This is a genomic window from bacterium (assembly GCA_035295165.1).
Classification (GTDB): domain Bacteria; phylum Sysuimicrobiota; class Sysuimicrobiia; order Sysuimicrobiales; family Segetimicrobiaceae; genus JAJPIA01.
This window is the reverse complement of record DATGJN010000076.1, coordinates 1-26,534: the sequence shown is the minus strand read 5'-3', so window position 1 is coordinate 26,534 and position 26,534 is coordinate 1. Positions and strand designations below refer to the sequence as shown.

At 67.5% G+C, this 26,534-nt stretch carries 21 protein-coding genes, 1 tRNA gene and 1 pseudogene; 14 read left to right on the top strand and 9 right to left on the bottom strand.

The features are described 5' to 3' along the window. Positions 1-97: 97 nt before the first annotated feature. A complete protein-coding gene (locus VKZ50_12260) occupies positions 98-568 on the bottom strand; it encodes a hypothetical protein (protein ID HLJ60493.1) in 471 nt (156 codons plus the stop codon). A gap of 878 nt (positions 569-1,446) precedes the next feature. On the opposite strand from VKZ50_12260, the gene VKZ50_12255 reads away from it, so the two are divergent. Beyond that, entirely contained in the window at positions 1,447-2,643 is a 1,197-nt protein-coding gene (locus VKZ50_12255; protein HLJ60492.1) for a site-specific integrase, read from the top strand. 51 nt (positions 2,644-2,694) lie between these two features. Continuing rightward, positions 2,695-2,789, top strand: a tRNA-Sec gene (locus tag VKZ50_12250). Positions 2,790-2,833: 44 nt separating this feature from the next. Here the strand turns inward: VKZ50_12250 and VKZ50_12245 are convergent. Next, a pseudogene (locus VKZ50_12245) lies at positions 2,834-3,312 on the bottom strand (sigma factor). Between the two features lie 102 nt (positions 3,313-3,414). Between VKZ50_12245 and VKZ50_12240 the strand changes: the two are divergent. Then, positions 3,415-4,203: an NAD(P)H-binding protein gene (locus VKZ50_12240; protein HLJ60491.1), complete on the top strand. Its 789-nt coding sequence runs from the start codon at positions 3,415-3,417 to the stop codon at positions 4,201-4,203. 683 nt (positions 4,204-4,886) lie between these two features. On the opposite strand, the gene VKZ50_12235 is transcribed toward VKZ50_12240, so the two are convergent. Both VKZ50_12235 and VKZ50_12230 read right to left on the bottom strand, forming a co-directional pair. Next, a complete protein-coding gene (locus VKZ50_12235) occupies positions 4,887-5,300 on the bottom strand; it encodes a DUF1634 domain-containing protein (GenBank protein HLJ60490.1) in 414 nt (137 codons plus the stop codon). After that, positions 5,293-6,117, bottom strand: a complete 825-nt coding sequence (locus VKZ50_12230) for a sulfite exporter TauE/SafE family protein (protein ID HLJ60489.1) — start codon at positions 6,115-6,117, stop codon at positions 5,293-5,295. The genes VKZ50_12235 and VKZ50_12230 overlap by 8 nt, the downstream gene beginning before the upstream one ends. A gap of 319 nt (positions 6,118-6,436) precedes the next feature. On the opposite strand from VKZ50_12230, the gene VKZ50_12225 reads away from it, so the two are divergent. Beyond that, complete coding sequence (locus VKZ50_12225) at positions 6,437-7,345, top strand: class I SAM-dependent methyltransferase (GenBank protein ID HLJ60488.1); 909 nt, start codon at positions 6,437-6,439, stop codon at positions 7,343-7,345. Here the strand turns inward: VKZ50_12225 and VKZ50_12220 are convergent. Together VKZ50_12220 and VKZ50_12215 are read right to left on the bottom strand one after the other, a co-directional pair. Beyond that, the gene (locus VKZ50_12220; GenBank protein ID HLJ60487.1) at positions 7,230-8,816 is read right to left on the bottom strand and encodes a DHA2 family efflux MFS transporter permease subunit; all 1,587 of its coding nucleotides are present in this window, start codon (positions 8,814-8,816) and stop codon (positions 7,230-7,232) included. The two genes, VKZ50_12225 and VKZ50_12220, sit on opposite strands and share 116 nt — an antisense overlap. A gap of 375 nt (positions 8,817-9,191) precedes the next feature. Continuing rightward, positions 9,192-10,739 (bottom strand): FAD-dependent thymidylate synthase, encoded by a 1,548-nt coding sequence (locus tag VKZ50_12215; GenBank protein HLJ60486.1) that lies wholly within the window; start codon positions 10,737-10,739, stop codon positions 9,192-9,194. Positions 10,740-11,060: 321 nt separating this feature from the next. Between VKZ50_12215 and VKZ50_12210 the strand changes: the two genes are divergently transcribed. Continuing rightward, a complete protein-coding gene (locus VKZ50_12210) occupies positions 11,061-12,449 on the top strand; it encodes an aminotransferase class III-fold pyridoxal phosphate-dependent enzyme (GenBank protein ID HLJ60485.1) in 1,389 nt (462 codons plus the stop codon). Positions 12,450-12,578: 129 nt separating this feature from the next. Here the strand turns inward: VKZ50_12210 and fumC are convergent, their stop codons facing one another. Next, positions 12,579-13,964, bottom strand: a complete 1,386-nt coding sequence (gene fumC, locus VKZ50_12205) for a class II fumarate hydratase (protein ID HLJ60484.1) — start codon at positions 13,962-13,964, stop codon at positions 12,579-12,581. A gap of 235 nt (positions 13,965-14,199) precedes the next feature. Between fumC and VKZ50_12200 the strand changes: the two genes are divergently transcribed. Both VKZ50_12200 and VKZ50_12195 read left to right on the top strand, forming a co-directional pair. Then, positions 14,200-15,411, top strand: coding sequence for a CaiB/BaiF CoA-transferase family protein (locus VKZ50_12200; protein HLJ60483.1), 1,212 nt, complete (start codon positions 14,200-14,202; stop codon positions 15,409-15,411). Between the two features lie 14 nt (positions 15,412-15,425). After that, positions 15,426-15,971: an ECF transporter S component gene (locus VKZ50_12195; GenBank protein ID HLJ60482.1), complete on the top strand. Its 546-nt coding sequence runs from the start codon at positions 15,426-15,428 to the stop codon at positions 15,969-15,971. A 10-nt stretch (positions 15,972-15,981) separates the two neighbouring features. Here VKZ50_12195 and VKZ50_12190 read toward each other — a convergent pair whose 3' ends face one another. Next, entirely contained in the window at positions 15,982-16,386 is a 405-nt protein-coding gene (locus VKZ50_12190) for a PPOX class F420-dependent oxidoreductase (GenBank protein ID HLJ60481.1), read from the bottom strand. A 302-nt stretch (positions 16,387-16,688) separates the two neighbouring features. On the opposite strand from VKZ50_12190, the gene VKZ50_12185 reads away from it, so the two are divergent. From VKZ50_12185 to VKZ50_12160, 6 genes are all read left to right on the top strand, one after another. Continuing rightward, positions 16,689-17,177, top strand: a complete 489-nt coding sequence (locus VKZ50_12185; GenBank protein ID HLJ60480.1) for a MerR family transcriptional regulator — start codon at positions 16,689-16,691, stop codon at positions 17,175-17,177. Next, positions 17,174-18,562, top strand: coding sequence for an efflux RND transporter periplasmic adaptor subunit (locus tag VKZ50_12180; GenBank protein ID HLJ60479.1), 1,389 nt, complete (start codon positions 17,174-17,176; stop codon positions 18,560-18,562). Before VKZ50_12185 ends, VKZ50_12180 begins: the two co-directional genes overlap by 4 nt. 18 nt (positions 18,563-18,580) lie before the next feature. Beyond that, the gene (locus VKZ50_12175) at positions 18,581-21,745 is read left to right on the top strand and encodes an efflux RND transporter permease subunit (protein ID HLJ60478.1); all 3,165 of its coding nucleotides are present in this window, start codon (positions 18,581-18,583) and stop codon (positions 21,743-21,745) included. Beyond that, positions 21,742-22,563 (top strand): ABC transporter ATP-binding protein, encoded by an 822-nt coding sequence (locus tag VKZ50_12170; protein ID HLJ60477.1) that lies wholly within the window; start codon positions 21,742-21,744, stop codon positions 22,561-22,563. Before VKZ50_12175 ends, VKZ50_12170 begins: the two co-directional genes overlap by 4 nt. Next, entirely contained in the window at positions 22,560-23,849 is a 1,290-nt protein-coding gene (locus VKZ50_12165) for an MFS transporter (GenBank protein ID HLJ60476.1), read from the top strand. Before VKZ50_12170 ends, VKZ50_12165 begins: the two co-directional genes overlap by 4 nt. A gap of 86 nt (positions 23,850-23,935) precedes the next feature. Then, the gene (locus VKZ50_12160; GenBank protein ID HLJ60475.1) at positions 23,936-24,145 is read left to right on the top strand and encodes a CDGSH iron-sulfur domain-containing protein; all 210 of its coding nucleotides are present in this window, start codon (positions 23,936-23,938) and stop codon (positions 24,143-24,145) included. Between the two features lie 45 nt (positions 24,146-24,190). Here the strand turns inward: VKZ50_12160 and VKZ50_12155 are convergent, their stop codons facing one another. Then, positions 24,191-25,747, bottom strand: a complete 1,557-nt coding sequence (locus VKZ50_12155; protein ID HLJ60474.1) for a glycosyltransferase family 39 protein — start codon at positions 25,745-25,747, stop codon at positions 24,191-24,193. A gap of 104 nt (positions 25,748-25,851) precedes the next feature. On the opposite strand from VKZ50_12155, the gene VKZ50_12150 reads away from it, so the two are divergent. After that, positions 25,852-26,534 (top strand): S1C family serine protease (locus VKZ50_12150; GenBank protein ID HLJ60473.1); only part of this gene is annotated, 683 nt, incomplete at its 3' end.

The window sequence follows — 26,534 nt, the reverse complement described above, 5'->3', positions numbered from 1 at the left end:
CTGAGTGACAGCGACAGGAGGAGTGGTGGTAGGCACCCTCTCAGAGTACCTCACCCGTGGCGGCGCGGACAGGCAACCGCCACGGGGACAATGCGGATTAGTGCTTACGCTTCGGCCGAGGGAGGAGGGAGGTGAAGAGCGTCTCGATCGGGGGCTTCCCCGCTTTGGTAGCTGCATCCAAGGTGGTGAGGTGGGCCCAGAGCGTCCCGTGGCAGAGAGCGACATCCAGCTCGCGCAGTACCTTCTCGATCTTCGTGTTCTTTGGGAGCGTCCCGGCCTTCATCATGAAATGAAGCGCCAGGACGGCATCCGACAGGGCGGCGACATAGCCCAACAGGCACGCCGTATCGGTCGCCCGCGCAGCCGCCGAGTCGGGATCGGTGATCCCGGCCTCCTGCCGGATGCGGCGAATCGCGTCCGGCATAGCCGTTAGCGACGCATCCGGGAACTTTGACAGATCCGACAAGTGGGCGACGATATCGCGACGCGCCATGAGCATCCGGAGCGGCCCGGTGGCTGGTTTTCCAAGATTCGGGAACAGGCTCTCCAACCCTCGTATATCCAACACAGACGGGTCCTCCTTCGGTTGGTGGGAACGCTGCGATGTCTGCCTCTTGCTCACGACTAACTTAAGCGAAGACTTCCTTGTAGCAGCCCCACGAGAACGTTTCTTGGAACCAGACGAACGTGGCTTGCGAGATGCTGACGTCATTGTAGCTGCCTCCTTTTTGGCGCCGCGCATCGTCCTATGATGCCCGATTACGGCGCGCAGGTCCTCTTTCGGCAGCCCAATGGCGGAGATCTCGGCGGAGACCCCGGCTTGTGGCTTTGCACCCCCTAATTTCGCAGAGGGTACCTTTTCGAGAGGATCGTACCCCAACCGCCCGGTGGGACGATTGGGGCACCAGTATAGAACGCTAGGCCAACCGTATGGGGAGATAACCTCCGATGAGCCCGTGGTTTGCCGCACCAAACGCTTTCAGATACCGCTTGCGGCGTTAGCGCGCAAGATCTATCGTAACGTCTCGCAGTCTTTTATGGAGGGAGGAAAATGGGACGGCTCAATCTGCCGATTCTTCTTGTCGTCCCTGCCAGTCAGCATCGTTGAACATCGAGCGAACAGGTGATCGCATAGATGGGGTGCCCACCCATTTGACAATCACGTCGCATATGCTGACGGCAAGTAGGTAGGGTCAGGCATAGAGGAGTGACACGATGGTACAGGAGACACTTGTCAGGGCACGAAGCGACCAGGAAGGCCTCTTGACGTCCCGCGAAGTAGCTCGTTTGTTGCACATGTCCGAGCGATGGGTGCACGAGCGTACGCGGCGGCGGGAAATCCCTTGTTATCGGTTTGGCAACGTCCTCCGGTTCGATCGTGCAGAAATTCTGGCATGGATCCAGCAGTGGCGGGAACATCCAGAACGCTAGGGCGCGAGGTGAGCCATGGGGCTCGTTAGGCGTGGGAAGTACTGGTGTATCCGTTATTACGGGCCAGACGGACGCCAGCGCTGGGAAACGATCAGCCCCAACAAGAAGGAAGCCGAGACGGTGCTTGCCCAGCGCGTCTACGAGGTGCGATCGGGGAAATACCCAATTCTCCGTCGACGGAGTCGGCTCCGGTTCAAGGATTTCGCGAGAGACTGGTTGCGTGCGTACGCGGAACCGCACACCCGCGTCTCGACGTTCACCGGGTACGAATGGCTGATCCGTTGCCACCTCATTCCACGGCTCGGCGACAAGCTGTTGACCATGCTCACTCCCAAAGACGTGCAGGAGTATGTGGCGGCCAAGCGCGACGAGCGCCGAGTCTCGTTCCGGACGATCAACCACAGTCTCACGGTGTTGAACGAGATGCTCGAGCATGCGGTTGAGTGGGGACATCTGCCCGTGAATCCCGCTGGCCGGGTACGGAAGCTAAAGATTCCGAAGCAGCCGCAGAAGATCTGGATGATCGCGGAAATTCGCCGATTCCTGTTTACGGCCCCAGACGAGTGGCGACCTCTCTTTTTGGTCGCGGTCTTCACCGGCCTCAGGCTAGGGGAACTCCAAGCGCTCGCCTGGAAAGGTCAGAGTTCACCGAACTTCACCACCAACAAGCTGGAGGTCTCCCAAGCCCATAGCCAACGGGGTCGGACGATCGGCCCGACGAAGTCGGATAACTCCGTGCGCGCGGTCGACATGGTACCATCCGTGCGAGTGGCCTTGCGAGAGCTGCGCCAACGCCGTCCCCAGGGGCTCGTGTTTCCTGGTCCCGATGGCGGTGTCCTCCCGAGCTGGACCGTGCATGATCATGGTTGGGCGCCGGCCCATGCCAGAGCCGAGGTCAGCTATATCCCATTCAAGAATCTCCGCCACACGTACGCGAGTTTACTAATCATGGCGGGCAAGCATCCCAAATACATCCAGGAGCAATTGGGTCATGCCAGCGCGGGGTTTACCTTGGATACCTACGGACATCTCATGGACCGGCTCCCGGTCACGCCGGTCGAGTGGATCGACGACCTGGTCTTCCCGGAGGGCTTCCAGGCTGCACTCAATTTGCACTTGTTCGGCGCTCCACACGATGTTTCAGGAACGCACACGGTGCAGAGCTCGACGATGCAGCGAGGCCCCGATTCGATGGCCGAAACCCAGGAATGACGAGACTTCTAGCAGTTGTTCACAGCGCGATGTAGTAGGATGTAGGGACAGGGAGGGGCACGGGTCCTGGTGGGTCTCACGGTCTTCAAAACCGTCGGCGGGCCCTTCGGGTTCGCGGTGGGTTCGATTCCCACACCCCTCCGCCACGCTCTTCCTTGTCTTCGTGCGCCACGCCGCTCGCGCATCAGGCGCTCGCAGACATCCACGTGTTGACAACTTCTTGTTGGCGGTTGAGATCGGCATCGGGAACCGCGGCACACTTTACCCGGCGGCGGGCGCGGCTCGCGAGCTGCCTTGCTGCGGTCGGGGAGCGGCCCACGATGGCAAGCAGCGCGAGACCGACCGACTCGGCTAGGAGCGCTTCGTGCTCGGGGTCGATTCGATCTCCGCGGCTCACGATCGGAGCGGGCACATACGCACCCAAGGGCACTTCGCCCCGCGACTTGCGCGAGCGCAGCATGTCGAGGCATACTCTCGCGACGACCGTCGTCAACCATCCACCGAGGTTCTCGATGCCGCGCGCGTCGGACCGGCTGAGCTGGAGTCAGGACTCCTGCACCGCGTCGTCCGCCTCATTCAGCGAGCCCAGCATCCGGTAGGCGACCGCCTGCGGCACCGCCGCTTCTCCTCGAATCGGGTCGCCAGCCATTCCTGGTCGTCCTCGGTCACATTCCCTCGTGGTGTTTCGTCATTGTAGTGACAACCGAAACCCAGCCGATGTGACAACTCTGGATGTTAGGCAACCTAGTTCAGCAAAGAGGGAGCGCAACCATGCAAGCACGTGGGAAGATTGCGGTCGCGGGGGCGACGGGGAGAGTGGGCCGTCACGTCGTCGACGTGCTCAAGGCGGGGGGACACGATGTCGTTGCGATATCGCGTTCCAGCGGCGTGGACGTGATTACAGGGAACGGGATGGCGAAGGCGTTAACCGGCGTGGAGTGTCTTATCGACGTGGCCACCGGTCCCTCGCCGGAGCAGAAGGCGGCAACGGAGTTCTTCACCACGGCAGCCCGCAATCTGCAGGAGGTCGGCAAGCGAGCTGGCGTGCAGCGGATGGTCGTAGTCTCCATCATCGCTACTGACCGGTTCACCGCAGGCTATGGGGCGGCGAAGATCGCCCACGAGCGGGCCGTGCTGTCGGGGTCGATCCCGGTGCGTATCTTGCGCGCGGCGCAGTTCCATGAGTTCGTCCCGCAACTCGTGGAGTGGGGCCGGCGGGGCGAGGTGAGCTACGTCCCGAAGATGCGCACTCAGCTGGTCGCCGCCCGGACCGTTGCGCAGGCGCTTGTCGATCTCGCCACCGGTTCCGATGCGGCGCTCGCACCGGGATCCAGCGCAGCGATTCCGGAGATCGCCGGTCCGCGACCGGAGAATCTCGTCGACATGGCGAGATTGCTCGTGGCCCGGCGCGGAGACCCAGTGCGGATCGAGGGTGTGATCGACCCCGCTGACCCGGATCGGGACCTCTATGAAAGCGCTGCCTTGCTGCCTGGCGCGGACGCTACCCTCGCTGGCCCGACGTTCGAGGAGTGGCTCGACGCCACCGATCGAACGCAGTAGGAGGGTGGTGGCCAAATTGATCACGTCACCAGGGCAGTCGCGAAAAGGTCGCGCTCGTAACAGGCGCCAACACACGGGGTGGGACGAGAGGCGGCCAGAAGGCTGGCTCGGGGCTCTGTCAACCTCACCAGGCAAGATGCTTCGGGACACCAGAGTGCACATGCTCACCATGGAGTACGTCAAGCTGCGTCGCAGTCCGTCAGGTAACGCGTGACATGTGGCGACTCCTCAGGGAGGAGTAGGGTCAGTGAGACATGTGAGTCGACGCGCAGGGCTATCGGGACCCGCCGGCGGGCTGGGCATTGTCGTGGGGGACACTCAGCTGGTACGTGCTCGCGCGGCGCTTGAGCGCGCGACGTGCCCAGACGTCCAACACGAGCCTGTCCACCCACCTATCTGTCCCGTGTGGCGCATGTCGCACGCGAGAAGTACAACGCCAAGCCGAACCGGCCGCTGCGCGTTGGCGCCACCGACCTTTGCGAGATTCCGTGTCACACCCGAGAGCGTCGCTTCCTCACACGTCGGCGTTGAATGGCACTGCGGATGAGACAAGGGGGGCGTGGTCTGATTCAAGGTATCAGCGCGGCTCTCCAATCACACATCCGGCTGTCCGGGGCCCTCTCGTCGTTCCGGGAGTGGCCGCCGCCGCGGCCCGGTGACGCGCTCAGTCTGGCACCGCGCGGTCAAGCCTGGCCGATCGCGAATCCCACCATCAGCATGGCAAACACGAATCCCGCGAGCGCGACGTAAACCCAATCGCGTCGCGCGGCGAAGGCGGCGACCGAGATCGCGACGCTCACCACGGGCGTGATCATCAGCAACAGCAGCCCGGCGTCCGTCACGGCCGCGGGCTGCGGCGGGAGGAGTTCGTCCAACACGACCCTCAGCGAGTGCGGATCCTGTTCCGCGGCGGCGGGCACGCCGACGGGGGAGAACAGGATCGCGCGCGCTCCTCCGTGTGCGACGAACAGTGCGACCCCCGCGACGATGAGCGCGGCCGACAGCAGCACACCCCAGCGCAGGACCCGGCCGATCGCCGCGTTCACGCTCGCGAGTTCGGCCCGAGCGTGGCCGTCCGGAGGGGCGATCCTAGACATGGAATCCCCGGATGATCATCTCGGCGGCCGTCGCGGCCAGTACCGGGATGAACAGCTTTCGGAGCGTCGTGTTGCGCAACCGCTGCATGATGTGGGTCCCGCCCCATGCGCCAGCGAGCACGCCGAGCGCCACCGGGGCGGCGACCAGCGGGTGGATGTCGCCCCTCGCGAAGTACACGCCCGCGCTGGCTGCCGCGGTGACGCCGATCATGAAGTTGCTGGTCGCCGTCGAGACCTTCATCGGCAGCCGCATGACGATGTCCATCGCCAGCACTTTGAACGAGCCACTGCCGATGCCGAGCAACCCCGAGAGCAATCCGGCGACGTACATCATGACGCCGCCGGGAAGCACCGCGGTCGCGGTGTAGGGGACCCGTTGGCCGAGCGCCTGGTCGTCGTACTCGCCGGCGAACCGAAGCCGCTCGGCGAGCGGGTCCGGGGGCACCTCTCCCGGCACCTCGACGGTGAGGCGTCCAAGGAGCGCCACGGCGGAGTACGCGAGGAGCAGGCCGAAGATTACATACAGCCAGCGAGGCGAGATGTAGCCGGCGAGAAATGCGCCTGACAGTGCGCCGACGGTGGTCGCGACCTCGAGCGCGATGGCAATGCGCAGGTTCGCGATCCCTCCGCGTACGTACGCGGCTGCCGCTCCGCTGCTCGTCGCGATGACAGAAACGATGCTCGCGCCGACTGCGTAGCGGATCGGCAGGCCGATCAGCAGGGTCAGTCCTGGGACGATGATGATGCCGCCGCCGAGGCCGAGCAAGGCGCCGAGCACGCCCGCCGCCACCGACAGCACAAGAATCTCGATGAACACCCGGGCGCCCGCTCTCCCGACGAACCTTGTCCAGCGGCCAGCTAAGCGGAGTTTCCGTTCTGCGTTCCCGAACTCCTCCCATCGGGAGAGTTCGATCCGGTGCGCAACGTCGACGGTGCCCGCCGATCCCCGGAATGAGGCGTGGTTGCCCTATGCCGGTAAGTGAGAAGATCCGTCGTCCGGGCGCGGACGCTCTCTCCAGGGGGCGAGGACCTGAGGTGGTGTGCCGGCGGTGCTCCAGGCGGTCCCGGAGCGAGAAGGCGAGGGAAGTCCCCACTGGGGGAGAATGTCCAGCCATGGACCGCCCCCAGGCTGATCGGTGACTCGCCGCTCCGCAACCGGGTCCAGGTGGACCGAGGCCGATTCCAAGGCGTTCGACGCGTTCGGCGACGTCGTCGTCCCATCCCGCGCCGAGCAGATCGACACGCTCTGCGCACTGATTCCGGCGTCGGCGGACGAGTCGTTCACCGCGGTCGAGCTCGCCGCAGGTGGCGGGAAACTCGCGCGGGCGGTGCTCGACCGGTTTCCCCGCTGCCACTATGTGGCCCTCGACGGATCGCCCCATATGCGCGCTCGGCTGCGCGAGGTGCTCGCGCCCTTCGGCCGCCGCGCGGTGGTGGCGGCGTTTCGGCTCGAGGCCGCTCGGTGGCGGGCGGCGCTGCCGCGCCCACTCCGCTGTGTGTTAACCTCGCTCGCCGTGCATCACCTCACGGCCGGCCAAAAGCGGCGGCTGTTCGCCGATCTTGCGGGCCGGCTCGAACCGGGCGGTGCACTCCTCATTGCAGACCTGGTCGAACCCGCGGCTGCACGCGTCGGAGCGCTGTTCGCATCTCAGTGGGACCGCGCCGCCCGGGAGCAATCCGGTACGGGACCCCGCGCCGCGCGGACGCGCGCGCGTTTCGCCCAAGGCGGCTGGAACTACTACCGGCTCACGACACCCGACCCCGTGGATCAACCGTCCCGTCTGCTCGACCAGTTGGATTGGCTGCGCCGCGCCGGGCTGCACGCGGTGGACTGTTTCTGGATGCGCGCTGGGCACGCCATCTTCGGTGGGTATCGCGGCGGACGGGCGCCGACCGCGCCGGCGGGGGAAGGGCCGGGGGGGCGCGGCGTCAGCCTACCGGAACGTCGTCGACCTCGGCGCGCCCCCGCCGCATCAGCGCGACCAGCGGCAGGCAAAGGAAGAACATCACCCCGATCGCGCCGAACGCGTACTCGAACGCGATGACCGCGGCCTGCTGGTTGATGAGCGCGTGCAGCGCCGCGAGTGCTTGCATGTGGGCGGTCGTCGGATCGCTCCCGCGCGCCACGAACCCTGCCTGGAACGTCTGCCACCAGTGCATGAACGCGGGGTTGTAGACCGACGCGTAGCGAACGAGGTTGGCGCTCGCGGTCGTGATCTTGTGGTCGAGCAACGTGATGACGATCGCGGTACCGAGGCTGCCGCCCAGTTGGAACATGAGGCTGAACAGGCTCGAGGCATTCTGCATCTTGCGGCGCGGGATCGTCGAGAGCGCCGTCGTGGACATCGGGACGAACATGAACGCGAACCCGATGCCCTGCAGGATGAGCGGCGCCAGCAGCTGTAGCTGGCCACTGGCGATCGTGAAGCGCGCCATCAGCATCCCGGAGATGCCGGCGAGCACGAGTCCGAACGGGAGCATGACATACACCCCGAGCCGGTTGTACAGCATCCCCGCGAGCGGCATCATCAATACCATCACGAGGGACCGCGGCATGAGCGTGAGCCCCGCGTGTGTGGCATCGTAGCCCAACAGATTCTGCAGGAACAGCGGCATCAGGATCAGACCGCCGAACAGCGTAAGCCCGACGACGCTCCCGATCAGCGCCCCTGACGAGAAGGAGAGGTTCTGGAACACCCGGAGATCCACGGCCGGGTCGGCGACGCGCAGCTCCCAGACGATGAATGCGGCAAGCCCCAGCACCACGATCACGGCCAGCGCGGCGATGAACGGACTCTGGAACCACCCGTCGGTTTCTCCTTCCTCGAGCATGATCTGCAGTGCGGCGAGCCCGACGGCCATCAACCCGATGCCGATCCCGTCGATGCGGCGGAACCCCTGCGCGCGCATGTAGGGCGGGTCGACGATGAACAGGGACGCCAGGAACAACCCGAGGACCCCGACCGGCAGGTTCACGAAGAAGATCCACGGCCAGGAGTAGTTGTCCGTGAGCCAGCCGCCCAGTGTGGGACCGATCGCGGGACCGAGCAGGAGGACCATGCCGAACAGCCCCATCGCCTGCCCCTGTTCTTCCGGCGGGAACGTTTCGCGCATGATCGACTGCGCGGTCGGGGCGAGGACGCCGCCCCCGAGGCCCTGGAGGACCCGGAACGCGATGAGCTGGCCGAGCGTCCGCGCGAACCCGCACAGCATCGATGCCGCGGTGAAGACCGCCACCGCGATCATGTACATGCGCTTGCGGCCGAGGACCGAGCTCATCCAGGTCGTCAGCGGCATGATGATCACGAGCGCAATCAGGTACGAGGTGCTGACCCACGTGACTTGTTGGGTCGTCACGCCATACGTGGCCTGAATGTGGGCGAGGGCGACGTTCACGACGCTCGAGTCAATCGCCCCCATCACCGCCCCGGCGAGCACGGAGCCGCTGACGAGCCACTTGTTCGGCCGCATCGACTCGGCGCGCGCTCGTGTCCCAGACGAGATGGTTGCGTCCATCGATATCCAACTCTCCCGATGGGGCCCGGCCCCGCCGTGCCCCGTGTCGATCCACAGCTGTACTCCAGCGGTATCCCCGGTCGCGTCGAACGAGCCTCTCGGTCGATTCCGACGATACCGTGCCGCTCCTCGGACCGGCGTACAGGCGGTCGGGCGGCAATCGCTTGGCCTACGTAGATCCTAACGATGAGAACGGAGGCGTCACTCCCGGGCCGGCGTTTCCGACCGGTGCCGCCGGGTCGGGGACGGAAGACGCCCTTCGAACGAGGAGCCTGTGTCTCGATCGTGGTGACTCGCGCGCACGTGGCGGGGCGCAAGCGCGGCTCGTGGGTAGCACCGTCCCGCGACCGGGCTGTGGTCAGCTGCCCCCGCGAGTTACCAGGGCGGATCGATGCCGAGCGCCCGAAGCTTCCGCGAGGCTTCCGCGCGCTCCCGATTGGGCCTCAATTTTCCGTCCTTCATCGCCAGCCAGCCGTATCGCGTTGCCAGGCCCACCGCCCCATCCCGGTCGCCGGATATCAGACGCCGCACGACCTCGACGTCGAGCGCGGTCAGGACGAGGCTGTTCATCCGGTAGTCCTGGAATGCCTGCCACGCGATCGGACACCAGCGCCGCACGATTTCGTTTCCGATGACGAGCGCGTAGGCCCGGATCTCAGCCTGGGCGTGATCGTCTGCGCGGAGGGCCAGAAACTGGAGCAGGTTGTGCAGGTCGGTCTTCCAATACGCTTCGGTATACGTCGACAGCGGCAGGTCTTTGCGGGCCTGCTCTCGCGCCACGCCTGCGGCGAGGCGTTCTTCGTAGACCTCCCGGGCGAGGCGCTGGAGGTCCGCCTCGCGTTGGGTGAACCGCTGTCCCGCGTCTTCGTGGAGGAATCCTGCGCTCCCCTGTTTGTTCCTCGAGGACTGCAGCCGCCACTCATCGGGCGCGGTCTTTGCGGCCGCGTCGATGGCGACGGAGTACCGGGTCGAATACTCGTTTACGGAGTTGTGGGTCACAATGCCGTTGGCGACGAAGTTGTGATAGGGTCCCGCCACTTCCAGATCATAGGTTTCCTTCTCTCCTGCATATTCGAATTGCGCAATGCGGACGAGCGTCGCGACCACGCGACCGCGCGCCGCGTGCAGCGGGGCGCGGTCGCGATGGAGCGGTTCCCGAAGAACCGTGCGGCCGTTCACGTGGACCAGGTAGTCGCCGGGGGCCCAGACAGCCCGTCCACCAGAGAGCCGTAGCCCCGTCTCCGCCGTGAGCGTCTTCCACCCGTCGGCGAACTTGAAGCGGTGATCGGCAGTGCATTCAATCCACTTTCCATCTTCCAGGTGGACGCGGAACACCGGTTTCATGCCGTTCTTGTACACGTTGACCACTCGCGTGTGCTGAATGGCTCCCGTATCCTCGTTCATCTGCCGGAGACGCATCGCACGGACGCCATCGAGCCCGCCGGACGGATGGCGCTGCTCGTCCGCCTCATGCTGGGTTGCCGTGCGTCGAAACCGCGCGTACAGCTCCTCGATCGCGACCCGGGTTGCTCCTCGCCCGTCCCCGCGTGTGCCCCCGGGGAGGTCGAAGATGACCGCGGTCCCCGCGGCCAGGCAGGCGGTGCGATGCCGGATCCACTGCCGCCACGTGTCCATCGGCACTCGGACGTGGAGCTTGATCTCGCACATCTCGAACGGCGTCGTGTGCCGGTGCCGCATGAGATAGCGGATCAAGCCGGCATCCTCATGGACCGCTTTGGTGCCGGCGCCGTATGAGACGCGCGCGGCCTGGACGATCGCCTCGTCGGAGCCCAGATAGTCGACGACGCGAACGAAGCCGTCGTCCAGGACGGGCCACCGGTGGCCGAGGATGCGGTCGAGCTCGGGCGCCGTGACGCGGTTCAGGCGTGGATGCGCGTTCGGTTGATCATCCGTGTCGGTCATGTCGGTCTCCTGGTGCCGGGGCTGGATCGCTGCGCCTCCGCCGACGCCGCCCCACGGCGGCTTGATCGCGCGGCTTCGCCGGCACGACGCACCTGTACCACTACGCAGTATTCGACGCCGCGTCAAACCTTCCGTGCGCGAGGGTCGCCCTGGGCCTTCGCTCGGAAGGCCGGCGGCCGGGGCCGGGAGGATGCGCACGGCGGTCCGCGGAACCCTGCCCGGGACACCTTGTGCGTCGGGCTGCCAGGCCGATCGGCGTCGCCGGGTTCGCCCGCCGAGGGCTGTCCGACCCCGCACAGTGATCCGGAGGAGGGCGAAACGATGCAGGAGACCGGTACCGCGCCGCAGCTTACCTCGGTCGAACGCGAGGCGCTCGATCACGTGTGGATTCACAGCGCGCGCTGGCTCGATCTGGCGGAGCGAGACGACCTGCGCGTCATGGTGCGCGGCGAAGGATGCCGGCTCATCGATGCCCGCGGGCGCACCTACCTCGACGGTCTGTCCGGGCTGTACGTGGTCAACGTCGGCCACGGACGGCGGGAGATCGGCGAGGCGATGGCACGGCAGGCGCAGGAGCTCGCCTACGTGTCCGCGGCCAGCTACACGACCCTGCCGACGGTCCAGCTCGCCGACGTGCTCGCTTCGCTGACCCCCGGCGACCTGAACCGGTTCCTGTTCTGCTCCGGCGGCTCGGAAGCGATCGAGAGCGCGATGAAGATCGCCAAGCAGGTCCAGGCGATGCGCGGCTTCCCGAAGCGGTACAAGGTGATTGCGCGCCGCGGCGGGTACCACGGCGCGACGTTCGGGGCGCTCAGCATCACGTCGTCACGGAACGAGACGTACTTCGGGCCGTTCATGGACGGGGTGAGCTTCGTGCCGTCTCCCAACCGCTACCGGAACGACTTTGGCGTAGACGGAGAGGCCGGAGACTTGAAGTGCGCCGACGCGGTGGAACAGGAGATCCTGACGCAAGGGCCGCAGCACGTCGCGGCCGTGATCGGCGAGCCGATCTCGGCCTCCAACAACACCCACGTGCCGTCCCCCCGGTACTGGCAGCGCCTCCGCGAGATCTGCGACCGGCACGGCGTCTTGCTGATCATGGACGAGGTCATCAACGGGTTCGGCCGCACCGGGCGGATGTTCGCGACCGAGCACTTCGGCGTCGTGCCGGACCTGATGACGATGGCCAAAGGGTTGTCGTCGGGATACGCGCCGATCGGTGCCGTGGCCGTCCGCGACGGGCTCTTTGAGGAGTTCAAGCGGCAGGACGTCGCGCTCGCGCACCTGCTGACGTTTGGCGGCCAGGCCGTATCGTGCGCGGCCGCCCTTGCGAACATCGAGATTCTGCAGCGCGAGCACCTGGCGCAGCGCGCCGCCGAGCAGGGGGGGTACCTGCTGCGCGCGCTGGAGACTCTGCGATCGCACCCCACGGTAGGCGACGTGCGCGGTCTCGGGTTGCTGTGCGCCGTCGAGCTCGTCAAGGACAAGCAGACCAAGGAACCGTTCGGATGGGGTCCCGCGGCCGGCGCCCACCCGTTCAGCCGGCGGGTGGTGTCGCTGATGGCGGAGCGGGGGTTGCTCAGCCGTTGCTTCATGTCGATCCAGTGCGTGCCGCCGCTCGTTGTCACGCGGGAGGAGCTTGACCGGATGGTCGCGATCATCGACGAAAGCCTGACGGTCGCGGAGCGCGAGTTCGGGTTCGCGTCGTAACGGAACACTCTGCTGCGGGGTCCCGCAGGTCGTCCGCGCCGCCGGCGCGATAGCCGCCAGGCGTCTCCAGGCCAGCGACCGTGCATCCCCGCGCGTCCCGCACCGCGGGCCGCGACGCCCGAGCGACCGTTATGCGTGCGGCCCGAGCATCTGCTCCGGCCGTACGATCCGGTCGAACTCTTCGGCCGACAGGAGCCCGAGTTCGACGCAGACCTCCTTGAGCGTCTTGTTCTCGTGGTAGGCTTTCTTCGCGACCGCCGCGGCCTTGTCGTACCCGATCCGCGGGCTCAGCGCGGTGACGAGCATCAGCGAGTTCTCCACGTACCGCTGGAGCTGCGCTCGGTTCGCCTCGAGTCCTTTGACGAGGTGTTCCGTAAAGGAGCGGCACGCGTCCGTCAAGAGGCGCGTGGAGTGGAGCAGGTTGTGGATGATCAACGGCTTGAACACGTTGAGCTCGAAGTTGCCCTGGGTGCCGGCGAAGGCGATCGCCGTGTCGTTGCCGATGACCTGGATGCACACCATCGTCATGGCCTCGGATTGGGTGGGGTTCACTTTGCCGGGCATGATGGAGGACCCGGGCTCGTTTTCGGGCAGCAGTAGCTCCGCGAGGCCGCACCGGGGACCGGAGCCCATCCATCGGATGTCGTTGGCGATCTTCATGAGCGAGCACGCGAGCGTGCGCAGCGTTCCGCTGAGCATCACGATCGCGTCGTGCGCGGCGAGCGCCGCGAACTTGTTGCGGGCGGACACGAACGGCAGGCCGGTCAGGGCCGCGATGCGCGCGGCGCAGCGCTCGGCGAACTCGGGGTGGGCGTTCAGGCCGGTGCCGACGGCGGTGCCGCCGATCGCGAGCTCCCACATGTGGGGCAGCGCACCTTCGATCCGCTCCAGGTCCTGGTCCAACTGGGCAACGTAGCCCGAAAACTCCTGGCCGAGCGTGAGGGGCACGGCGTCCATCAGGTGGGTGCGGCCGATCTTAATGATGTCCGCGAACCCCGCGGCCTTTTCGGCGAGCGCGTCGCGCAGTGCCCGGATGCTCGGCCGCAGCTGATGGACCACGGCCTCCGCTCCGGCGATGTGCATCGCGGTCGGAAATGTATCGTTGGACGACTGGGACATGTTCACATGGTCGTTCGGGTGAATCGGCGTCTTGCTGCCGAGCCGGCCGCCGGCGAACTCGATCGCCCGGTTGGAGATCACCTCGTTCGCGTTCATGTTGCTTTGGGTGCCGCTGCCGGTCTGCCAGACGCGGAGCGGGAAGTGGTCGTCCAGCTCTCCGGCGATCACCTCGTCCGCCGCTTGAATGATGAGCCGGGCGGTCTCCGGGGGAAGGATGCCGAGCGCCCGGTTCGTCTCCGCCGCGGCCTTCTTGAGGACGCCCATCGCGCGGATCATCTCGCGTGGCATCGAGTCGTCGCCGATCGCGAAGTGGATCAGCGATCGCTGGGTCTGAGCGCCCCAGTATCGGTTCGCCGGGACCTCGATCGCACCCATGCTGTCGGTTTCCGTGCGCACGGGCGCCGCCGCGCCGGACGGTGGAACTGTCGCCTTGCGGATGCTCATCGTCGGAGATCCTCCCCGGGTGGAGCAAACGCCCTACTGTTCGCGCCGGGCCGTTCCCGCCCCTGGCGGCGCGGCGAGGGCCACGGCAGGGGCGCGCGCGCCCCGGGTGGAACACGAGACGCGTGTTTGCGAGCGAGCGCAGGTGCGCGCCCGTCGGTCGCTCCGGTGCCGAGCCGGCGGCGTGGGCGTGACATCCGCGCCTGCCGGCCCGTTGGCGGGTCTCCGCGTCATTGACACGTCCCGGGTGCTCGCTGGGCCGTTTTGCACGATGCTGCTCGCCGACCTGGGCGCGGATGTCATCAAGATCGAGCGTCCCGGCGCGGGCGACGAGACGCGCGCCTGGGGACCGCCGTTTGTCTCCGGCGGCGCTGCGCGCGAGTCCACGTACTATCTGTCGATCAACCGGAACAAACGCAGTTTGACGCTGGACTTGTCACGTGAGACCGGCCGCGCGATCCTGCACCGGCTGGCCGCGCAGGTGGACGTCGTCGTGGAAAACTTCCGGCCCGGCACGCAGACGGCGCTCGGGGTGGACTACGAGACGCTCGCCGCCCTGAACCCGCGCCTCGTCTACTGTTCGATTTCGGGCTTCGGCCCCGTCGGGCCCGACCGCGCGCGCCCCGGCTACGACCTGCTGATGCAGGGGTTCACCGGTTTGATGTCCATCACGGGCGAGGCCGGGCGCGAACCGGTGCGCGTGGGCGTGGCCGTGATCGACCTCGCGACGGGGACCACCGCGATGGGCGCCATTCTCGCCGCGCTGTACGCACGGGGCCCGGCGGGCCGGGGGCAGCACGTGGACCTGTCGTTGATGGCAACGGGGGTGTCCTGGATGAGCTACGCGGCGCAGAGCTACTTCGCCACCGGGCGCCAGCCGTCGCCGTCGGGGTCCGGCCACCCGAATCTGGTGCCATATCAGGCGTTCCGGGGCGGGGACGAGCGCTGGTTTCTCGTGGCCGTCGGCAACGACGAGCAGTGGCGCCGGTGTTGCGAGGCGATCGGCCTCTCGTGCGCCGAGGACGTCCGGTTTCGGACGAATGCGGACCGGGTGGCGCATCGCGCCGACGTGATCGCGCTGCTTGAGCGGACGTTTGCGGCGTCCCCGGCCGCCGAGTGGATCGCCAGGTTGGCGGCGGCCGGCGTCCCGGCGGGCCCGGTGCACGCGATCGCCGATCTCTTTTCGCACCCCCAGGCCGCGGCCGCCGAGCTGGTACAGGAGGTCGTCCATCCGCAACTGGGGGCGCTGCCGACGCTGCGCTCCGCGTTCCGGTTCTCGGACACGCCGCCCGGCCTCCGTCTGGCGCCGCCGACGCTCGGCCAACACACGGACGAGATCCTCCGCGCGCTCGGGTACGCGGATCCGGAGATCGCGCGGCTCCGCGCCGACGGCGTGGTGTAGGCGGGGACGCGCCGATGGGCACGCAACGGCTTGTGGCGACGGCGATGTTCGCGGCGGTGGCCTTCGTGGTGATGGCGGTGGTGCAGGTTCCGTTGTTGCCGTACGCGCCGTACCTGACCTACGACCCCAGCGACGCCGTCGGCCTGCTCGCCGGCGTGCTGTACGGGCCCGGCGCTGGCGTCACGGTCGTGTTGCTGAAGGACGCGCTGTTCTTCCTGCTGCGCGCGCGCGGCCCGATCGGGCCGGCGGCGGACTTCATTGCGGCGGCGACGTTCGTCGCGGTCACGGCGTGGGCGTACCGACGCGTGCGCGGTTCATTTGCGCGCCGTCTCATCTACGCCGCTGCGGCCGGGACCGCCGCGCGCGTCCTTATCATGATCCCCGCCAACTTTGGGCTGCTGGCGCTCCAGTTTGGCATGACCCCGTCGCGCGTCGCCGGGATGCTGCTCCCGGTCATCGTGCCGTTCAACGCGGTCAAGGCCGCGGCGAATGCATTGATCGCGCTGCTAGGGGCCGAGCCAGTGGTGCGGGCGGTCGGCTCCCGCACCCCTGTGAAATGATGCCCCGTCCCTACAGACCCTGCGCGCTGACGCGCTGCGGCTCGATCAGAATCGTGACGCGGTTCTCGGGCCGGTCGTTTGCGGAATACGCGTATGGTTTGCCGAGGTAGCGCTGCGACAGCCGATCGATGTCGCGCGCGCCGCTCTTGGGGTCGATCGCCACAACCTTTCCCTGGATCTGCACGTAGCGGTACGGGTTCTGCGCGTCCACGATCGCGAGCGCGACCTCGCGGTGGGCGTCGATGTTTCGGAGTTTTGCGCGGCCCTTCGACGTGTTGATCAGGATTTGACCATCGGCGTACAAGAACCACACGGGCGTGGTCTGCAGCCTGTTGGATGGGAACTGGGTCGCGAGCACGGCGACGTTCGGCTCTTCGAGGAACTGGCGGACAGGCTCGGCGATCTGCGCGGGCATTGGTCGGTCACCTCCAATCGCGGTGTGGTTCGTGTCGGGCATCGTCCGGGGGAAAGACATCCGCGGCTGACCCGGACGATGTTCTCGGACGGTGCGGCGAGATCCTCCGGCAGTGCTTCACGGTTCGTTCATGAAACGTTCATCGGATCGTTACGGCTGACGTGCACGGCATGACCTTGACATGCACGTTAGGTATTCTTACAATCAATGGGTACTTTGGGTACTTTGCGAGCGAGGCACATGGGAGCGCGGCGCCTCACGGAGAGGATTGCGTGGTCCCGTGACATTACGTGTAGAGGTGAGTGGTCCGCAAGCGCGGCTCCGACAGCATGGCGACGTTCTATCAGATCGGCGAGGTCTGCCACCTGAGCGGGCTGACGCCGCGGGCGCTGCACTATTACGATGAGATCGGGTTGCTGGTGCCGACCGAGCGATTGGCGGGAGGGCACCGGCTGTACACCGCGCAGGATCTCGAACGGATCGAGCAGATCAAGGATCTGAAACGTCTCCTTGGGTTGTCCCTGAGCGAGATCAAGCGCATTCTGGACGCGGACGAAGCGCGTACGCAACACCTCGCTGACGCGAGGCGGGCGACCGACCCCGCGCGCCGGCGCCGGGCGGTGGAGAGCGCACTCGAGATTACCCAGGCGCAACTCCTCTCGGTGCGCGACAAGGTGCAGCAGCTGGGGAGGCTGCAACGGCAGCTCGAGCGCCACGTGCGCGAGTTGAGGCGACTGTACCATGAGTCCGGCGCAAGCGGCGAGGCCGAGAAGGTAGGAGGCCAGGTGTGAGGGGTAAGTCTCGACCCTGGGGATGGATCGCGTTGGTGTGCGCGGCGCTCGTCGCCGGGCTGCTGGTCGGACGCGCCTCGCCGCCCCAGCCGTCGACCCAAGCCGCCCAGCAGACCGCGCCGGCCGGGGCGCGAACCCGCGTCGCGGCGACCGTCGGGGTCGGGCACCCAGTGTTTCAAGACCTGCCGATCACGTTGCGATTGACCGCGAGCATCGCATCGCTTCGCGAGGCGGTGGTCCTGCCGAAAACGTCCGGGTATCTCCAATCGGTCACGGTTCGCGCCGGCGACACGGTGACGGCCGGGCAGGTGGTCGCGATCGTGGACCACGACCAGCTCAACGCGCAGGTCAGCCAGGCTCAGGCAACGCTGGCCGCGGCGCAGACCGGTGTGCAGACCTCGCAGGCGTCGGTGGCGGTCGCCCAGGCCCAGGAACTGAACGCAGTGGCCGGGCTGCGGACCGCAGAGGCGAACCTCGGCAACGCTAAGGCCGGACTCGTCAAGGCCGAAGCGACGCTCGTGGACGCCGAGAGTACGTACCGCCGGACGGTGATGCTCGTTCAGCAGGGCGCGCAGGCGCAGCAGAACCTGGACGATGCCAAGGCGACTGTCGCAACCGACCAAGCGGCGGTGGATCAGGCAGCCGCCCAGGTCCGCGCCTCGGAGGCGCAAGTTACCCAGGCCCGGACGCAGATTGCCGCGCAACAGCAACAAGTCACCGCTGCGAGGTCGCAGGTCCAGACGCAGCTGGCACAGGCGGCCAGCCAGGCGGCGGCATTGCAGAACGCCCAGATCGGGCTGCAAAACGCGACGATTGTAGCACCGTTCAACGGGATCGTCGTGAGCCGGAGCCTCGACTCCGGCGCGTACGTCACGCCCGGCACCTCGACGCCGATCGTGACGATCGCCGACCTCGACGGCCTCGACGTCGTCGTGAACGTGAGCGAGACGCAGATGTCGATGATCCACAAGGGCGGCAAGGTCCAGGTGGTTGTCGACGCCTTTCCTGGCCGAACGTTCGTCGGCGTCGTGAGCCGCATCGCGGGCGGGGTGGACCCGCAGACCCGAACCGTGCAGGTCGAGGTTGACTTGCCGAACCCCGGGCACCTGCTGCGGCCTGGCATGTACGCGACTGCGGAGATTTCCGCTGGCAGCCAGCGCGCGCTAGTCGTGCCGCTGAGCGCGATCATTACGCTCGGTACGGAGAGCTACGTGTGGGCGGTGGTGGAGGGCAAGACGACGCAGCGCCAAGTTGCCATCGGGCGTGAAACGGGTACGCTCGTGGAGATTACCGGCGGCATCACCCAGTCGGACCTGATCGTGTTTCGCGGGTCCGATCAGGTCCGGGAGGGCCAGCCCGTGAAGGCATCCCCGGTCGGTTTGTAGGAGCGGCGGAGGCATTCCGTGTTTCTGACCCGCGCGGCCGTTCGCAACCCGGTCATGGTCTTGATGGTGTGCATCGCCGTCGTCGTGCTGAGTCAGATCGGGCTGCAGCGGCTCCCGCGCGACCTGTTCCCCCAGATCACCATCCCGGTCATCTCGGTGCAGACCAACTACAACGGGGCCAGCCCGGAGACGATGGAGCGGACCGTCACCTACCCGCTCGAGCAAGCGGTGACCCGCGTCGCGGGCGTGACCCAGATCCTGTCCACGACCCGACAGGGCAGCAGCAACATCCAGATCTGGTTCGGTTGGGGCGCGAACCTCGACGTGGCCGAGATCGAGGTGATTCAGAACGTCCAGCGGGCCCTGCGAAACCTGCCCACCGGCGTTTCGCAGCCGTTCGTATTGAAGTTCGACATTTCGAACATCCCGGCCGTGCAAGTGGTCGTCGGCGGCGGCGGCCTCGACGCGCGCCAGTTGTACGACCTCGCGTACAACACGATCGAACCCCAACTCGAGCGCATCCCAGGCGTCTCGCAGGCGTTCGTGAACGGGGGTCTGCTTCGCCAGATCAACGTCAACGTCGACCCGAACAAGCTCCAGGCGACCGGGTTGACGCTCCAGAATGTGATCAGCGCGATCAGCAACTACAACGCGCTGATCCCCGCCGGCAACATCCAAAACCCGCAAATCAACTACCAGCTGAACGTGCCGACGTTGCTGCAGAACGTCCCGCAGATTCAGCACGTCGTGGTCGCGAGCAACAACGGCGTCCCGGTGCACGTCGGGGACGTCGCCCAGGTCGTCGACGGCGCTGCGACGCAGACCCAGATCGTGCGCGTCAACGGTCGTCCCGGCGTGCTGCTCTTCGTGGCGCGCCAGCCGGACGCCAACACGATCGGGGTCGTGAACGCAGTGCGCGCGGCCCTCCCCGGCCTGACGGGGATCCCGAAGGGCGTGACGCTGACGCTGTCGTTTGATCAGTCGCAGTACATTCGCGCGGCGATTTCGACCCTCGCGCAGGAGGCGATGATCGGCGCGCTGTTGACATTTCTCGTGGTGCTCGTGTTCCTGCGGAGCCTGTGGAGCGTGGTAATCGTCAGCGTCGGGATTCCGCTGTCGGTCTCGTCCGCGCTGCTGCTGCTGTACTTCTCCGGACAGACGTTGAATATTTTTACGCTCGGCGGCCTCACCCTCGCGATCGGCCGCCTCGTGGACGACGCGATCGTCGTCCGCGAAAACATCACACGACACCTGGCGGTGCCCGGCACGCCGGTGCTCCAGGCGGTGCTCGAGGCGACGCAGGAAGTCGGCCTCCCGGTGCTCGCCTCCACGTCGACCACCATTGCCGTGTTCTTCCCGGTGGTGTTCCTAAGCGGCATCGCGCAGCGCTTGTTCGTGCCGATGGCGCTCACCGTCATCTTCGCGCTGGCGGCCTCCTATGTGGTGTCGATGACAATCGACCCGCTGTTGAGCCTGCGGCTGCTCCGGTCGACGACCGGTGGTGAGATCGCCGGCACCGGCGTGTTCCCGCGGCTCGCCCGGTGGAGCGAGCGCACGATGGAGGCGATCGATGCACAGTACCTGCGGTCGCTCGAGTGGACGCTTCGCCGAAGTCCGTTGGTGCTCGGGGCGATCGCCGCGGCGTTTGTGATGTCGCTCTTCGCGGCCCGCGGGATCGGGAGTGAGTTCTTCCCGGCGACGGACGAGAGCCAGTTTTCGGTTCAGGTGCAGGCACCGCAGGGCACGGCGGTGCAGACGGCCTCCGCGGTCGTCGAGCAGATCGCCAACATTGTGCGTCAGACTATTCCGTCGAACGCAGTCACCGCAGTGTACACTAACACGGGCGTGCCCGCGAATAGCGGCTTTGGCTCGAACGCGGGCCAGAACTACGGCGAAGTCGAGGTGCGCCTGGCGTCCCCGACGCATCGGGCGAAATCCTCAGACGACTATGCGAACGATGTCCGTCTGGCGATCGCCGGGCGGTTCCCCGGTGTCCTCACGTTCATCCGGACGGGCGGGTTGGAACACGCCGTCGTCAACTTCGGCTCCGCGGCGCCCATCGATATCCAGTTGCTGGGATACGACCAGGCCGTTGGGCAACAATTTGCCCAGCAGGTCGCGGCGATGGTGTCGGCCGTTCCGGGCGCCGCCGACGTCCAGATCACGCCGCGCGGCCAGTCGCCTGACTTTAACGTGAACATCGACAAGGAAAAGGCAGCGGAACTGGGGTTGACCCCGACCGCGGTGGCGAACGCGATTAACACGGCGATCGCCGGGAACGTCGCGACGGCGAGCCAGTTCATCGATCCGGTGAGCGGCAACGAGTACAACCTCGTGGTCCAACTGCAACAACAGTACCGGTCGCAGCCGGAGGATCTGGGCGGGGTGCCGCTCAACGCCCTGCCGGATCCGGCGGCCGCGAACTCGCCGCCACAGCCGATGGTGCCGATCCACCTACGCGACGTCGCGCAGATTTCGCTCGGCAGCACGCCGCTGCAGATCAACCGAAAGAACGAACAGCGCGTGATCGATGTCACCGCCAACGTAGTGAACCGGCCGCTCGGCGCGGTCTCGCAGGACATCGTGAGCGACTTGAACCGGTTGCCGTTCCCGGCGGGCTTCACGTACCACATGGCCGGTCAGACGGAGGCACAGTCGGGGGCGTTCGCGAGCCTGGGGTTCGCAATGGTCATGGCGCTCATGCTCGTGTACATGATCATGGCGTCGCAGTTCCAGTCGCTCGTCGATCCGTTTGTGATCATGTTCACCGTGCCGCTGGGCTTCATGGGCGTCATCTGGATGCTGCTGCTCACGCACACCACGCTCTCGATCATCTCGTTCATGGGCGTCATCATGATGATCGGCATCGTGGTGAGCAACGGCATCCTGCTCGTGGACTACGCGAACAAGCAACAGGCGCAGGGGTTGCCGGCCCACGCGGCCGTAGTGCAGGCCGGCCGGATCCGGCTGCGCCCGATCCTCATGACCGCGATCGCCACGGTGTGCGGCATGATCCCGATGGCGCTCGGGCTCGGGGAAGGGGCGGAGACAAACATGCCGCTGGCCCGCGCGGTGATTGGGGGGCTCGCGGTCTCGACGGCGCTCACGCTCCTGCTGATTCCGCTGCTGTACGTGTTGTTCGAGGAACGGTTCCCGCGCCGCCGCCGCCGCGAGGCGTCGTGACCGGGTCCGCCTCGGCCGAGACCACCGCGCGCGGCGGGGAACTGCGGATCGAGGGGCTCAGCGTCGCGATTACGCGTCCCTCGGGGAACCTCTCGGTGCTCGACGACGTCTGGCTCCACGTCCCGCCGGGGAAGACGGCGGCGCTCGTGGGCGCCAGCGGCGCCGGCAAGTCCATGACCGCCTACGCCGTGCTCCGGTTGTTTCCCGTCGACGCCAAGATCACCGCCGGTCGCATCGTGCTGGACGGCACCGACCTCGTCCCGCTGTCCGAGCGCGCGCTGGCGGGGGTGCGGGGCCGGCGGGTGGCGATGATCTTTCAGGAACCCTCGTCCGCGCTCGACCCCGTGATGTCGATCGGCGACCAAGTGATGGAAGGGATCGTCGCGCACCTCGGCCGTCGGGGGGCGCGCGAGCGGGCGGCGGATACGCTCGCGCGGGTGGGACTCGACCGGGATCTGCTTCGTCGGTACCCGCACGAGCTGTCGGGTGGGCAGCGACAGCGCGTGCTGGTCGCCGCGGCGATCGCGCCCGGGCCGACGCTGCTGATCGCCGACGAACCCACCGCGGCGCTCGACGTGACGGTGCAGGCGCAGATTCTCGATCTCCTCGCCCGATTGCAGCGCGATCTGGGGATGTCGCTGTTGCTGATCACACACGATCTCGGCATCGTCGCGCAGATGGCCGACGTCGTCCACGTCATGCGCGGGGGACACATCGTCGAGGCGGCGGACACCCGCCAGCTCTTCGCCGCGCCGCAGCACCCGTACACCCGGGCGCTCGTCGAGGGGGCGCAGCGCATGGGATTCTGGCCGGCGTGACCGTCCTGCCGCGGCTCGCGGTGGTGCCGATCCTCGCGCCGCTGCGTCACCGGAGCTACCGCCTCTTCTTCTTCGGCCAGCTCGTGTCGTTGATCGGTAGTTGGATGCAGACCGTCGGGCAGGCGTGGCTCGTACTGACCCTCACAAACTCTCCGTTCCTGCTCGGTGTGATCAGCGCACTGCAGTGGTCGCCGGTCCTCGTCTGCTCGCTCGCGGCCGGAGTGGTGGTGGACCGTCTGCCGAAGCGCCTGCTCATCGTTGTCACCCAGTCGCTGTTCTTGGTGCTCGCGCTCGCGCTTGGCCTGCTCGCGATCTCCGGGACCGTTCGCTTCTGGCACGTCGCGGTGCTCGCCACCATGCTCGGCATCGTGAACGCGTTCGACACCCCGGCGCGCCAAGCGTTCGTGGTGGAGATGGTGGGGGGCGTGGAGGATCTGCCCGCCGCGATCGCCCTCAACTCGTCGATCTTCAACGGCGCCCGGCTCATCGGCCCGGGCCTCGCGGGGCTGGTGATCGCGGCGTGGGGTGTCGGCATCGCGTTCCTTGCCAACGCCGCGAGCTTCCTGGCCGTGATCGCGGCGCTGCTCGCGATCCGCGAGGACGGCCGGGTGGAGGTCGCGCCAGGCGCCGACCTGCTGCTGCAGATGCGGGAAGGCGTTGCGTTCATCCGCGGCTCGCCGCGCGTGCTGTGGGTGCTGGCGACGCTCGGCGTGCTCAGCTTCTTCGCGATGAATTTCAACGTCTTCGTGCCGGTGCTCGCCCGCCAACAGCTGCATCTGCAAGCGTCCGGATTCGGTTTGTTGATGGCGGCCCAGGGGTCGGGCGCGCTCATCGGCTCGCTGCTCGTCGCCGCCTCGGGCCACCGTGGGCCGCAACACGCGTACCTGCTCTGGGGGCCAGTGCTCCTGTGCGGCGCCCAACTGCTGTTGCCGATCGCGTTCCACGCCGTTCCCGCGGGCGCGCTGCTGTTCGCGGCCGGGGCGGGCATGATCATGTTCACCGCCACCGCGAACAGCACCGTGCAGTTGGAGACGCCGGATGCACTACGCGGTCGCGTGATGAGCACCTACGCACTCGTGTTCAGCGGCGTGAGCCCGTTCGCGTCGCTGTTGATGGGAGCGATCGTGGACGGGTGGGGGCTCGCGGCGGGGTTCCTCATCGCAGGCGGCGCCGGTCTCGCGGGGACGTTTGGGGTCTACGCGCTCGTGCGCGCGCGGCAACGGCATGCGGACGCGAGCGCCGCGCGCGCGTCGGCGCTGGCGGAGCCTGCCGAGGACGCGCGGTAGGAATATGGGCGGGGCCGCCCGCGTTAGCCGCAACGACGCGTCGGTGGGACCGGGCGCGCGGCGAGCACGAAGGGGAGGCGACAGAGATGGCGGAGCCGACAATCGTCCCCACGGACAACGGACCGTACCAGGTGAAGGGCCCGATTCGACTCGTTGACGCAGAGGGCGGCGTGTGGGAAACGAAAGAGACCGTCTGGCTCTGCCGGTGCGGACATTCATCTCACAAACCGTTCTGTGACGGTTCGCACAAGAGAGTTGGCTTCGCGGCGACAGAGCGGGCAACCAAGCCGGCGTGACCGCGGCGGCCGGCTGCAACGCATCGCGCTGAGCCGACCGAGGCGTCACCGTGCGGCGGCGATCGTACGCGCCTGCGGTCTCGTTGGTCGCGCGGCCGCCACGGAGGCGTCGGATGCGCGTCGCCCGTCGGTGCGTCGCACGAGTACACGCCGGGTGCCGTTCGTGGCCACCACCACGGGGAACAATGCCGCCGCGCGGGCGACGAACCCGGGCAACTGGCCGCGAAACGTGCCTCGCCACAGCACGACCGCGCGCACGGCCGGCCGGGCGATGGCGTCGTCCAGGGACCGTTCCGTGACTTCCCCCAACTGGATGCGCACGATCGACGTGTCGATCAGCGCGCCGGGAACCGGGCGGCCGGCGAGGAACGGCACCAAGGGGTCGTCGGTCACGACCTCACCCCCCGGGGGCACTGCCCGCGCCAGCGCCGCGCTCGCGTCGCGAAGGGCTGCGGACGATCCGGACACGGTGCCGGCACCGGCGGCGACGTACGCCACTACCGCAGCGGCCGCCACGACCACCACGCTCCGGTGGAGGGCACGCGCACGGGTCAGGACCGCGTCCGCGCCGATCCCGGCGAGCAACGCCAGCGGTGAGACGAGCAGGATGAGGTGGTGGGGCCACAGCGGGGTCACCGTTCCGAGCGCAGCACCCTCCGCCGCAAGCCAGACGAGGAGCACCGGCGAGAGCCAGTCGGCCGCGGACGACTCGCTGGCGCGCGCTCGTCTCCGGCGCCGGTCGGCCAGCGCGGTGAACGCGCCCGCGACGGCGGCCGCGCTCAACGGCCAGGCGCCGGCCAGAAACGCGAGTTCGGCCGCAAGATTTGCGGCCGGGGCAGGCCCGACGATGCGGGCGGCGACGACGTGGTAACGGATCGCCTCCGCGGGAAACGCCGGCGTCCACAGCGTTGGCAGGAATGCGCCCACCGTGGCGATCGCCCCGATCCCCGCGGCGCAGAGCGCGATCGCGCGCCGCGGACCGGACCGATCGGCCCCAGAGAGAGGGGGGCGGAAAACCGCCCCGACCAGGATCAGCGGCAACGCCACGGTCACCGCCGTCAGTTTGGTGAGGACCGCGAGCGCCCACGCGATCCCCGCGACGATCCACACGAGCGCTCCGCCGCGGGCCCCGACAACCGCGAGCGCCATCGCGGCTGCCGCCAGCGCCTCGCTCGGCCCGTCCGTCTGAACGGTGTGCGCGGCGACCGAGAATGCGGCGTTGCCGGCCGCGGCGCAGACGGCGAACAAGCCCGCGCGAGGCCTTCCCACCGCTGCCAGGATCGAGAACAGCGAGGCCAGCCACATCGTGGATCCCAGGATCACGGGCGCGCGCGCCGCGATCATGTTTTGGCCTCCCACGCGATACGCCGCGCGGAGCGCCGCGACGAATGCTGGGGGCTGGCTGAGGAACACGTCCGTGTAGGGTCGGGACGCCCGGGTCCACGCCGCGGCCGTCTCAGCGTACACGCCTTCATCGTAGTCATACCGGGCGGGGTAGGGCGCCTCCGCGACCTGCCAGGCTTGCCAGGCGGTGTACGCGATGATGAGACAGACCGCGACCGCGGCCAGACGGCGGGTGCAATCCGATCGCTCGCGCGGCATTGCGCTGCGTATTCTTGGGCGCGGAACACCCGCCCTGCCTGCGGAGCAGCACCTGCCGTGGGCCCGCGATGACTCGGTCACGCCGACCACGGCGGGCGTGGCGCGTGCCGCGGGGCTGGAGTTCCGCGGCGGTAGCGTTGGGATGCCTGCTCGTCGCCGTCACGTCGGGCGCCTCGCAGTCTTCGAATCTGGTGCCCCTCGTGAGTTCCGTGACGCCGTCGGTCGCGCTCGTGACGGCGCAGGACGCCGACGGACAGCCGGCCGAATCTGGCACGGCGTTCATCGTCGGCGATGACGGCCTCCTCCTGACCGCGCTGCACGTGGTGGACACCGCGCGGCAGATCACGGTGACGTTTCCCGGGCATCCCCCGCTCGGCGCCGACGTCGTCGCGATCGATCCGGATCACGACGCGGCGCTGCTGCGCGTTCCGAGTCTGCCTCGTCCTGCGGCGCGCCCTCTGGCGCTTGCGGACTCGGGGGCGGTGCAGGTGGGTGCGGGCGTGGTGGTGGTGGGATACCCGCTGCCGTCGCCCCAGGCGCCAACGGTGACCGTCAACCAGGGGATCGTCAGCGCCCTCCGGACGCAGGAGGGGTACATTCAGATCGATGCCGCGGTCAACCCGGGCGATAGCGGAGGACCCGTGCTGACCTTGGACGGCAAGGTGATCGGTATCGTCGATGCGTCAGTGGCCGGCGCGCAGAACTTCAACCTGGCGGTGCCGGTCGATTTCGAGCGGACGCTGGTTCAGCGCGCGACGTCGCCCGGCGCCTCGAACGCTCCGCTGCC

What these genes read in the sequence shown, in the direction of transcription:
- VKZ50_12215 (HLJ60486.1), bottom strand. Translation starts at nt 10,739, where the DNA reads ATGACCGACACGGATGATCAACCGAACGCGCATCCACGCCTGAACCGC.
- VKZ50_12155 (HLJ60474.1), bottom strand. Translation starts at nt 25,747, where the DNA reads ATGCCGCGCGAGCGATCGGATTGCACCCGCCGTCTGGCCGCGGTCGCG.
- VKZ50_12240 (HLJ60491.1), top strand. Translation starts at nt 3,415, where the DNA reads ATGCAAGCACGTGGGAAGATTGCGGTCGCGGGGGCGACGGGGAGAGTG.
- VKZ50_12160 (HLJ60475.1), top strand. Translation starts at nt 23,936, where the DNA reads ATGGCGGAGCCGACAATCGTCCCCACGGACAACGGACCGTACCAGGTG.
- VKZ50_12235 (HLJ60490.1), bottom strand. Translation starts at nt 5,300, where the DNA reads ATGTCTAGGATCGCCCCTCCGGACGGCCACGCTCGGGCCGAACTCGCG.
- VKZ50_12255 (HLJ60492.1), top strand. Translation starts at nt 1,447, where the DNA reads ATGGGGCTCGTTAGGCGTGGGAAGTACTGGTGTATCCGTTATTACGGG.
- VKZ50_12190 (HLJ60481.1), bottom strand. Translation starts at nt 16,386, where the DNA reads ATGCCCGCGCAGATCGCCGAGCCTGTCCGCCAGTTCCTCGAAGAGCCG.
- VKZ50_12195 (HLJ60482.1), top strand. Translation starts at nt 15,426, where the DNA reads ATGGGCACGCAACGGCTTGTGGCGACGGCGATGTTCGCGGCGGTGGCC.
- VKZ50_12210 (HLJ60485.1), top strand. Translation starts at nt 11,061, where the DNA reads ATGCAGGAGACCGGTACCGCGCCGCAGCTTACCTCGGTCGAACGCGAG.
- VKZ50_12220 (HLJ60487.1), bottom strand. Translation starts at nt 8,816, where the DNA reads ATGGACGCAACCATCTCGTCTGGGACACGAGCGCGCGCCGAGTCGATG.